The sequence below is a fragment of the Flavobacterium palustre genome (assembly GCF_014639535.1).
In the GTDB taxonomy this organism is placed as follows: Bacteria; Bacteroidota; Bacteroidia; order Flavobacteriales; family Flavobacteriaceae; genus Flavobacterium; species Flavobacterium palustre.
Window position 1 is genome coordinate 1 of record NZ_BMGA01000034.1, and the last position, 514, is coordinate 514.

The 514-nt window shown below is 43.0% G+C and carries 1 protein-coding gene; it reads left to right on the top strand.

Features of this window, described 5'->3' with window-relative positions; translation table 11 throughout:
- A partial coding sequence (locus IEV84_RS16695) for a hypothetical protein (protein WP_229732725.1) occupies positions 1-261 on the top strand: 261 nt, incomplete at its 5' end.
- Positions 262-514: the final 253 nt, after the last annotated feature.

A 514-nucleotide genomic window follows, 5' to 3' on the forward strand; every position in this document is an offset into this window, starting at 1 on the left:
AGCAAGCAAAGCATTTTCATTAGTCAGAAACAAAAACCCAGTTTCAGTAAATCAATTCCGATCAACACCATGTCTGGAAAGTGCGACAGCTGTGACTGCTCTGACGTTTCCCAGTGCACGAAGAAGGGAAACAGCTTGGTCATTGTTGAGACTGAGAAGAGCTACGACACTGTTGTCATGGATGCAGCAGCCGCCGAGAACGGCGGAAAGTGCAAATGCGGCACCACCTGCTCTTGCATCGACTGCAAGTGTGGAAATTAAGTCCCCTATTCGACAACCAATGGCTGCCATATAATTATTACCTAGTGATGATAAGGAAAAAAGAAAGGAGTCTCGTCAATAAAGGATTTGTGAGAATCAAATAACGTACTCTGTTTATTAATTTGTGATAGTAGTTTGATCGAGTCTGTGAGTAAGTGATCGAGTAAGAGATGTACTCTACTCTGTGTGTGTCAATCATGTTCGTGTTCTTTGGTAGCCATGTAATGTTCTCCATCTGGTCATTATCTGTGGC